This window comes from Roseateles sp. P5_E11 (assembly GCF_054049355.1).
Genome location: NZ_JBFUMO010000203.1, coordinates 1 through 9,294 on the forward strand (window position 1 = coordinate 1; position 9,294 = coordinate 9,294).

8 protein-coding genes are annotated in these 9,294 nt (G+C 70.5%); 5 read left to right on the forward strand and 3 right to left on the reverse strand.

Annotation, left to right across the window (positions count from 1 at the left end; translation table 11 throughout):
- Window positions 1–315: 315 nt before the first annotated feature.
- The 3 genes from ACXJKR_RS16070 to ACXJKR_RS16080 are packed head-to-tail and all read left to right on the forward strand — an operon-like array spanning window position 316 to window position 4,255.
- A complete protein-coding gene (locus ACXJKR_RS16070; RefSeq protein ID WP_457323675.1) occupies window positions 316–2,637 on the forward strand; it encodes a pectate lyase family protein in 2,322 nt (773 codons plus the stop codon).
- A 17-nt stretch (window positions 2,638–2,654) separates the two neighbouring features.
- Entirely contained in the window at window positions 2,655–3,395 is a 741-nt protein-coding gene (locus tag ACXJKR_RS16075; RefSeq protein ID WP_457323676.1) for a hypothetical protein, read from the forward strand.
- 32 nt (window positions 3,396–3,427) lie between these two features.
- Window positions 3,428–4,255 carry a PEP-CTERM sorting domain-containing protein gene (locus ACXJKR_RS16080; protein WP_457323677.1) on the forward strand — a complete coding sequence of 276 codons (828 nt, stop codon included), beginning with the start codon at window positions 3,428–3,430 and terminating at the stop codon, window positions 4,253–4,255.
- Here the strand turns inward: ACXJKR_RS16080 and ACXJKR_RS16085 are convergent, their stop codons facing one another.
- From ACXJKR_RS16085 to ACXJKR_RS16095, 3 genes are read right to left on the reverse strand one after another with little or no spacing between them, the layout of a single operon-like run.
- Entirely contained in the window at window positions 4,256–4,990 is a 735-nt protein-coding gene (locus tag ACXJKR_RS16085; RefSeq protein WP_457323678.1) for a substrate-binding periplasmic protein, read from the reverse strand.
- Complete coding sequence (gene serB / locus ACXJKR_RS16090; protein ID WP_457323679.1) at window positions 4,987–5,733, reverse strand: phosphoserine phosphatase SerB; 747 nt, start codon at window positions 5,731–5,733, stop codon at window positions 4,987–4,989. Before serB ends, ACXJKR_RS16085 begins: the two co-directional genes overlap by 4 nt.
- A 13-nt stretch (window positions 5,734–5,746) precedes the next feature.
- Window positions 5,747–6,292 carry a PEP-CTERM sorting domain-containing protein gene (locus tag ACXJKR_RS16095; protein WP_457323680.1) on the reverse strand — a complete coding sequence of 182 codons (546 nt, stop codon included), beginning with the start codon at window positions 6,290–6,292 and terminating at the stop codon, window positions 5,747–5,749.
- Between the two features lie 130 nt (window positions 6,293–6,422).
- Between ACXJKR_RS16095 and ACXJKR_RS16100 the strand changes: the two genes are divergently transcribed.
- Together ACXJKR_RS16100 and ACXJKR_RS16105 are read left to right on the forward strand one after the other, a co-directional pair.
- On the forward strand, window positions 6,423–7,169 hold the full coding sequence (locus ACXJKR_RS16100) for a PEP-CTERM sorting domain-containing protein (protein WP_457323681.1): 747 nt from the start codon (window positions 6,423–6,425) through the stop codon (window positions 7,167–7,169).
- A gap of 31 nt (window positions 7,170–7,200) precedes the next feature.
- Window positions 7,201–9,294 (forward strand): AAA family ATPase (locus ACXJKR_RS16105; protein WP_457323682.1); only part of this gene is annotated, 2,094 nt, incomplete at its 3' end.

The following is a 9,294-nucleotide window of genomic DNA, read 5'->3' on the forward strand; positions in this document are numbered from 1 at the left end:
CCAGTCCACCGAATCAGGGGGCTAGTGCCCCCCGTGAGCGGCAAAACGGCCGCACTCGTCGTTGAAACTGCTCGCCAGGTGTCCAACCTGGCTCCGCGTTTCGCCTCGATTGCGGCCGTTTTGCCGCTCACCCTTCGGGCCGAGCCGGGAAAGGGGGCAGGGCGGTGTTGCGGCTCTAGCCCAGGCTCCCAGCCTGTGCTGCAAGCCGCGCCTACCCCAGCCCCCTTTCTCGACTCGGCGGGGGGCGCTAGTCCCCTGATTCGGTGGACTCGGCCCAAGCTGGGCCTGCTGGCCTCGTCCATCTCGCTTGGCCTGTTGGCCTGCGGGGGAGGCCAGGAGAACCCCGCGAGCATCGCCTCGCCGCAGTCGAGCGAGCAGGCCTCGGCTAGCCGCCTTGATGCACCGGCAGCCAGCACTGAGACGGCAACCGCCAAGGCCCTGGCGGTGCGTGACCCGCGCCCGGTACCGCCGCCGCCCGCGCCGGTCATCGACGCCGTCAACCTGACCGACACGACCGCGCCGCTGCTCTTCGACGTCGGCACGCGCAGCTACGCGGCGCCGGTCACCATCAGCGGCCTGCACAACCCGAGCAACTATCGCGCGGCGCCCAAGCTGCCGGCCTGGCAGTTCGCCACCGTCGACCCGACCGGCGGCCAGCTGACCTTCGAGCGCGAGACGGCACCCGACACCGGCTGGCACAACCGGTCGCGCAAGGGCAGGGTGCTGGTCACCGGCGGCTCTTCGGCCGCGGCGAACCGCGTCTATACGGTGTTCAACAAGGAGCAGCTGCTGGCGGCTCTGCGCGAGGCGAAGAACGAGCCCAAGATCATCCGCATCGTCGGCCACATCGATTTCCGCTGGCGCGATGGCAACACGGTGTTCGAGGAATACACGGGCTTCCTGGACCAGAAGAACGGCGGCTCCTTCTCCATCCCGTCCAACACGACGTTGGTCGGTATCAACGACAGCAACGGCCGCCCGGCGCGCATCACCGGCACGCAACTGCTGATCGGCATCGAGGCCGCACTGGCGCCCGGCGGCGACCCCGAGGCCGATTTCAAGACCTGGGTCGCGGCGGGCAAGGACCCGGAGGCCTACCCGACCTGGACGCGCAACATCATCCTGCGCAACCTGGCCATCGACACGCCCTGGGACGTCAACCCCGAGGACAGCGACAACGCCTACATGGACGGCCTGACTGTCACGCGCGGCCAGCAGATCTGGCTCGACCACGTGACCATCAGCGATGGCGACACGCCCGATTCGCTGGCCAGCGACACGCGCCACGACGGCGCGCTGGACGTGGTGCGTGGCAGCGACTACGTGACCGTCTCCAACAGCGTCTTCAGCAAGCACCACAAGAACAGCCTGATCGGCAACGGCGACTCCGGCCGCGCCTGGAGCGACGCCGGCCGCCTGCACGTGACGCTGACCGGCAACTGGTGGAACTACGCCTACAGCCGCCTGCCGCTGGTGCGCTTCGGCCAGCTGCACATGTACAACAACCTCGTCACCGGCAGCACGACGACGAGCGACAACGACATGAAGTTCGGCTCGGGCCTGGACGCGCGCTACCAGTCCGACGTCATCAACGAGAACAACTTCTACGAGTTCACCGGCCTCAAGCCCAAGGAGGTCTGCGGCAAGCTGGCCGGCGGCAAGGACGCGATCTCGATGCGCAGCAGCGGTCATCGCTTCATCAGCGACAAGGACGACCTGGGCAAGCCGATGACCGCCGTTGTCGACATCGAGCTACAGGGCTGCGAGGGCGTGCCGGTGGCGCAAAACTGGGTGCCGCCGTATGCCTACACGCTGCGCACGGCCGACGCCGCGCGCGGTGCCGTGCAGGCGGCGGCCGGTGCCGGCCGCGTGGGCCTGTTCGCCGCACAGGGCCCCGTGCCCGCGCCGCTGCCCGGTTCGCCGGCGCCCAGCCCATCCCCGACGCCCAGCCCGACGCCAAGCCCCGCACCCAGCCCATCGCCCACGCCGGCGCCAGCCCCGACACCCGCGCCCAGTCCGTCGCCCAATCCGCCTCCCTTGATTCCAGGCACGGCCTGCACCGTGACCCTGCCTTGCAGCACGGGCAGCGGCGAGCAGGCCATGAGCCCGTTGGTCACCGCCATCGTGCCCGCTGCCGCCTATGTGCAGGCCACCGGCACCTACACGCTGTCCGGCGCTGGTGCCATCAACACCGGCAGCCCCTACACCTTCAACTTCAAGTACACGGCGCTGACGGGGGACTTCACCTTCACGRCCCGTGTCGTGACGCAGGGCGGCAACGCCGACTCGGCGCGTGCCGGCGTCGTCGCGGCGGACGGCATCACGGGCAGCCCCGTCTATGCCTGGACGGCGCGCTACTCGACGACCGGCGAGATCCGTGCCGCCATCAACGGCAACAACAAGTCCAACCTGGCCGGCTTTGCAGCGTCCACGCCGCCCGTCTGGGTGCGCGTGCAGCGGCGCGGCAATGCGCTGTATTCCGCCGCGTCCACCGACGGCGTGACCTGGGCCGAGAAGACCAACGTCAACGTGACGGCCGCCAGCCTCTACGTCGGCCTGGCCCTCTCATCGGGCAGCAACAGCGCGGTCGTCACGGCCGATTTCGACAACGTCAGCATCGTCGGCGGCGGCCGCTGAAAAAAGGAGACCACAACATGCGATTCCGACTTCAACCCCTGGCCGCGCTGCTGCTCGGCCTCACCGTGAGCGCGGCCCAGGCCGGTGCGACGAACGAGGTGGCCTATGCCTCGCTCGGCGGTGCCGCCGTCACCTTCTCCGAGCTGACCGATGGCGCTGCCATCGATGGCCTGCTGAGCAGTGGCGGCATGCAGTTCGGCGAGCGTTTCGCCGGCCAGGAGTTGGCCGTGGCCAAGGCGCCTCGGCCGGGCGCAGTGGCGCAGGATTGGTTCGACGACCTCAGCATCGGCGCGCCCAGCGTGGGCCTGACGCTGCTGGCCGGCGCAGCCGGCGCCAACCTCGGCGCCTACAACTATGGTGACGCCGACGGCCTGGCCCTGTTCGGCGTCGGCCCGCAGGCCGGCGCGGCCGACGGCTTCGGCGCGATCTCGGCCCGCTTCGCCTCGCCCGTGTCGGCCCTGGGCTTGCAGCTGCGCGATGCCGACGGCGGCGCGATCACGCTGAGCCTGTACCGCACCGACGGCAGCCTCATCCAGGCCGTTGATCTGAGCGGCCGCAGCGATGGCCGCTATGCCTTCGCACGCACGGGCGGGGCGGCCGACATCGCCGGCTTCTCGCTGACCAACCGCGACAGCTACTACGGCGTGTCGCTCGACAACCTCGTGCTCGCCGCCGCCCCCGTTCCCGAGCCGGGCTCGGCCCTGCTGGCCCTGGGCGGCTTGCTGACCCTGGCCGTCGGACGCCGGCGCGCCCGCTGATTCCAACCACGACAACACAACGGAGACCATCCATGAACAAGTCCCTGACCCTGATCGCCCTGGCCGCTTCCATCGGCACCGTCCAGGCTGCCGGCACCTCGCTGAGCAACACCCAATTCGCCTTCACCGGCGTGAATGGCAACACGACGGTCGGCGGCTGGTCCTTCGTCAGCTTCGTCGACATCGCCGCGGGCACGACGATCTACTTCACCGACACCAACGTGCTGCAGACGACGCCGGCCGCCGGCGTGTTCTCGACGACGGCAGAGACCTTCTGGTCCTGGACGGCCAGCGCCAAGGTGAATGCAGGTACGTCGGTGGCGCTGCTGGGCACGGGCGTCAACGGCCAGTACGCGGCCAAGTCCGGCACGGCCGGCGGCACTGCCAACGGCGTGGTCGTCAACCTGAACGGCGGCGCGTCCAACATCTCCAGCGGCGGCGACATCCTCTACGCCTTCCAGGCCGCGTCCTATGCGACGAACTACCAAGCCTCGGCCATCACCTTCCTGGGCGCACTTTCCAACCGCGGCACCTACACCTCGTCCGACAATCCCACTGCCGCGACCGGCCTTTCCGGCATCCAACTGCGCGAGTACAAGGTCGACGCCGCGACGGCGACGCGCTACACGCAGTTCACGGCGCAGGTCACGACCAACGACGCGCCTTTCAGCTCGGTGGCGCAACTGAAGTCAGCCCTGGCCGTGAACGCCAACTGGACGACCGTCGCCGGGTCCAACTCGACGCCCATCGTCGCCGACGTGCTGGCCGTCACGGCCGTGCCCGAACCCGAGAGCTACGCGTTGATGCTGGCTGGCCTGGCCGTCATGGGTGGCGTGGCGCGCCGGCGCCTGCGGGGCTGATCAGCGGTAGCGTGCGAGCACCCGCTCCACGCTGCCGTCGCTGACGAGGCGGTCCAGCACCGAGGCCAGCTCGGCGAAGGGCACACCCGAGCGTGGCGAGAAGGCGCAGCGCGCGTCGAACTGATTGATGACCCAGGCGATGCGCACCGGCGCGTTCGGCTGCTCGTGCAGGAAGAACTGCAGCGAGGTTTTCTCCACCAGCGCATACCGCACCTTGCCCGCGGCCAGCCGCCGCAGGTTGGCCGCCATGCTGGGCACGTCGCTGCGCCTGAACCATTTGCCCAGCGCCTGCTCTGCCCGCGGATAGCTGTAGCCCTGCACCGTGCCCAGGGGCTGGCCGGCGACCTGCTCCAGCGTCTTGAGCGCCGGGGCGTCGGCATGGGCTGCGACGAGGCTGGCATCGGGAATGAGGCCGCGCGTCCAGCGGAAGTCGCCCTGCAGCCATTCCGGCAGCACGAAGCAGACGGCGTCGGCCTCGCCGGCCAGCAGCGCGGCGCTGACACGCTTGCCCGCCATCGGCACAAAACTGACCGGGCGGTCCAGGCCGGCTGCAATCAGCTCGCCCAGATCCTTGACCATGCCGCCGACCAGGCGCCCGTTAGCGTCGAACTCGGCGATGGGCAGGGCGTTGTTGGTGGCCGCAACGAATCGCAGCGGGGGTGGTGAAGGCAGCGGCTGCCCCGTCGCCGTGCCCGCGAGCACGGTGGCCAGCAGCAGCGCCGCCAGCCGCCTCACGGTCTGAGCAGCTCCAGCAGCCGCTCCAGGCCGCCTGTGTTGATGGCAATGCGTGCCTGCTCGCGCACCTTGGGCTTGGCGTGATAGGCCACCGACAGGCCTGCCGCGCCCATCATGGGCAGGTCGTTGGCGCCGTCGCCAACGGCTATTGATTGGTCGGGCCGGCAGCCAACTGACTCGCAGCTCTGCAGCAGCATCAGGCGCTTTTGCTCGCCGTCGCAGATGTCGCCCCAGTCCTGCATGACGACGCGGCCGGTGAGGGCACCATCGACGATCTCCAGCTCGTTGCTGCGCACGAAGTCCATGCCCAGCTCGGCCGCGACGAAGCGCGTGAAGAAGGTGAAGCCGCCGGAGACGAGCACGAGCTTGAGCCCGGCCGCCTTCAACGCCGCGCACAGCTCGCGCGCACCGGGGTTGAACGTCAGCCGCTCGGCCAGCACGCGGTCCAGCACGGTCGCCGGCACGCCCGCGAGCAGGGCCAGGCGGCGGCGCAGGCTGTCCTTGAAGTCGGTGATCTCGCCCCGCATCGCCGCTTCGGTGATGGCGGCGACTTCGGAGCCCTTGCCGGCCAGTGCGGCGATCTCGTCGATGCACTCGATGCTGATCAGCGTCGAATCCATGTCGAAGGCGGCAAGCTTGAAATGGGACAGCGGCGGCAGCGCGGGGCCGTCGCGCAGGACGAGGCCGTCAGAAGCGGGGGAGGTCACGGAGTCAGGATAGGGCAGGCCATCATTGGGCCGCATTATCCCGATGCGCTCATGCGCGGCGCCGGGCAAGCAAAAGCGCGAGACCGCCCAACAGCAGCGCGGCGCTGGCCGGCTCGGGCACGGGCGCCGTCTGCAGGTCGAGCTGGAAGAAGGCCTGGCTCGCCAGTGGCAGGCCGCGCATGTCGATCTGCACGCTGTGAGCGGTGAAGCTCAGCCGTGACGCGTCCAGGCCGGCGATGCCATTGCTCGTCAGCTGTACGCCGGTGATGGCGGTGCCATTGCCGAACAGGGTTTCGAAGCGGAAGTGGTTGACGGCAATGTTGTCGAAGCCGCTGCCCGGGCCGGTGTAGTCATAGCGGACGCTGCTGTCGCCGAAATCCAGGGTCTGGGTCGGCGACGTCAGCACCTGGCAGACCTGGGCGGCGCCCGGGCAGCTCAGCTCGGTGCCGGCGCCGACAAGGACGCTGTCCTGGGTGTGAAAGACGGTTGTGCCGTTGTCGAAGTCATAGCGCAGGTCCACCGTCGTGCCCTCCAGGCCGGCGGCGCTGGCCAGGGTGGGCAGCAGGACTGCAGCAACAAAAGCCAGCTTCTTCATCGCGATGCTCCGGTCGGCAGGGTGGCGCAGTCTAGGCAGGGACGCGGGCGCAGGCAGCCCCTAGCTTGAGACGGTGCAGAGACGCTGGCCGCGCAGAGTCCGCCACGTCCTCAAGCCGTGGAGTTCGCTCATGTCTCGCCTCGCCTCTGTTTCTGTCGCCGGCCTCGCGCTGGCGCTCGCCACGCATGCCGCCGCCTCGGGCCTGAGCCTGCAGGTCGGTGACTTCCATGCCGCCGACTGGAGCCTGATCCAGATCACCGACGATGGTCCGGCAGACGCCAACATGGTCATCGACGCCAACCTGGGCAACCCGGGCTCGCATTGGGTGATCAGCTATGTCACGCCGAGCAGCCCCGGCCTGTCCAGCTCGATGAACCGGCTGGGCGCCTTCTATACGGCGCTGGCCTACGACCCGGCGCAGTTGGGCGCGCTGCAGAAGCTGGAATTCAGCGCCGACATCCGCGGGCTGTCCAGCAGCTTTGCCTTCGACACGCTTGGCAGCATCCGGCCGGCCCTGATGCAAAACGGCGTGACCTACACCGTCATCGGCAGCGACCTCGTGACTGGCAAGGCAATGATCAAGCCCGACTACCTGTCGCAGCAGTGGTCCTTCGTGGCCGCGGCGGCCGACTGGGTGCCACCGGTGGCCGGGTCCGCGCAGCGCCCCGACTTCAGCGCGGGCGCCCTGCCGATCTACGTGGGCTTCCGCTACACGCTTGGCACCAGTTGCAACAGCGTCAACGGCTGCACCGGCGGCAGCGCCTTCCTCAGCCTGGACAACTTCTCCGCCACGCTGACGCCGGTGCCCGAACCCTCGGCATGGCTGATGTTGGCGGCCGGCATCGGCTTGCTGGTATTGCGCCGCCGCCGCGCTTGACCGCGGGAAGCGCCACGGCACACTGCGCGCCATGCTCAAGCTGCTGGGAGCGCCGGCCTGGCAGGCCGATGCCGCTGAAAGTCTGCCTCTGCCCGCCACACTGCCGGGCTGCCTGCTGATCCATCTGGCCTGCCTGGGCCACTGGGTGGAGCGTGGCCAGCTTGCGGCGCTGTTCTGGCCGGATGCCGAGCGCGAACAGGCCCGGCACCATCTGCGCATCAACTTGCACCGGCTGCGCCAGCTGCTGGCCGGGTTCGGCCAGGCCGATGCCTTGGTGGCCGAGCGGCAGCGCGTCTGTCTCCAGCTGCCGCACGACCTGGCCTTGCTGGAGATGGCCTGCGCCGAGGCCGACGGCGCCGAGCTGCTGGCCCGTCCGGCCATGGCCTGGCTGCAGGGTTTCAGGTTTGCCGGCTTCGACGAGTTCTGGCGCTGGGCCGACGACCATGGCGCGCTGCTGCAACGCCGCTGGGACGAAGCCGCTCGGCGCGCTTTGCAACGCGCCGGCACCGCAGCCTGGCAGGCGCCGCTGCGTGTGCTGCTGGAGCGGGGCGGGGCGCCGCCGACCGAAACCGATCAGGCGCTGTGCGGCCGCGCTGAATGGCTGGGCCAGATCCGCCGCGAGGCCGCGCCGGCGCTGGTGCTGCTGGGCGAGGCCGGCGTGGGCAAGACCAGCGTGCTGAAGGCGGCCTTCCCCGGCGCCCCCGTGCTGCAAGGCCGCGAGGGGCTGGCGGAGATGCCTTACCGGCCCGTCGTCGAACTGCTGCTGCCGCGCCTGGACACGTTGCGCGCGCTGCTGCGCCAGCCCGAGCGCGGCCTGGCCGCCTACCGGTTGGACCTGGCGCGGCTGCTGCCCGAGCTGGCCATCGACGAGCCCCTGCCGCCGCTGGACGCCTTGAGCGCCCGCGCCCGGCTGCTGGAGGGCCTGGCGCGCGTGCTGGAGGCGCTGGGGCCGCTGTTGCTGGTCGATGACCTGCAATGGGTGGACGCGGCCAGCCTGGAGCTGCTGGCCCTGCTGAGCCACCGCGGCCGGCTGCGCTGGCGCGGCGCCGCGCGGGGCGAAGAACTGCCGGCCGAACACCGCGACTGGCTGGCCCGGCAGCAGGACCTGCGCTGCCTGGCGCTGCCGGGGCTGGCGCTGGAGGCTGTGCAGCTGCTGCTGAATCGCGCTGGCCAGAGCGCCGCCGACGCTCCCGCGCTGCTCGCGGCCAGCCACGGCAATGCCTTTGTGCTGGGTGAGCTGCTGCGGGCCCGAGCCGACGGCGCGCCCGTGTCCCCGCGCGTGCACGAGTTGCTGCTGCGGCGCTGGCAGGCCCTGAGCCCGGCAGCGCATGGCCTTGTCGGCGCGGCAGCCGTGCTGGCCCGGCCGCTGCCGCTGGCGGTGCTGGGCAGCGTGGCCGCGGTGCCCGATGCCGAATTGCTGCCCGCGGCCCGGTTGGCGCTGCAGGCCGCGCTGCTGCGCGAAGAGCCCGACGGCGCCCTGCAATGCCGGCATGACCTGGTGCGCGAAGCGGTTCTCGCGGTGCTGCCGGCCTTCGAGGCGCAGGCGCTGCGGCAACGGGCCGCATTGGCGCTGGGCGCGCGCGCGGAAGGCGCCGCCGAGCCCCTGGCCGTGGCCGCGCTGTGGCAGGGCGCCGGCGAGGCGCAGACGGCGYTGGCCTGGTTGCACCGCGGCGCGGCTCAGCAGAAGCTGCGCGGCCGCTACGACGAGGCCCAGGCGTTGTGGCAGCGCGTTGCTGCCGAGTCGCGCGAGCCGGCGCTGGCGCTGCAAGCCCGGCTCAGTCTGGCCGAATGTGCGCTACTGCATGACCTGCCTGCCGGTCGCCAAGCGCTGCAGCAGGTGCTGGAGCTGGCCGGCGCCGTGGCCGACCCGGCGCAGCGCGAGCAGATCGAGGGGCAGGCCCTGGCCGGCTTGATCGACAACGCCGTGTTCTCGGGCGACCTGGCGCATGCCGCCACGCTGGCCGAGCGCCTGCGCCCGCTGCTGCCGCGCCTGCCGCTGGCCGAGCGCTGCAATGCCTGTGAGGTGCTCATCGAGCTGGCCATGCGCGAGCCCGACATCCCGGCCGCCTGGGCGCTGCTGGGCCAGCTGCGCCAACTCGCACCGGCGCGGCCCTCGCTGCTGAGC

Coding starts and splice junctions, on each gene's coding strand:
- ACXJKR_RS16075 (WP_457323676.1), top strand. CDS start 2,655: ATGCGATTCCGACTTCAACCCCTGGCCGCGCTGCTGCTCGGCCTCACC.
- ACXJKR_RS16080 (WP_457323677.1), top strand. CDS start 3,428: ATGAACAAGTCCCTGACCCTGATCGCCCTGGCCGCTTCCATCGGCACC.
- serB (WP_457323679.1), bottom strand. CDS start 5,733: ATGCGGCCCAATGATGGCCTGCCCTATCCTGACTCCGTGACCTCCCCC.
- ACXJKR_RS16095 (WP_457323680.1), bottom strand. CDS start 6,292: ATGAAGAAGCTGGCTTTTGTTGCTGCAGTCCTGCTGCCCACCCTGGCC.
- ACXJKR_RS16100 (WP_457323681.1), top strand. CDS start 6,423: ATGTCTCGCCTCGCCTCTGTTTCTGTCGCCGGCCTCGCGCTGGCGCTC.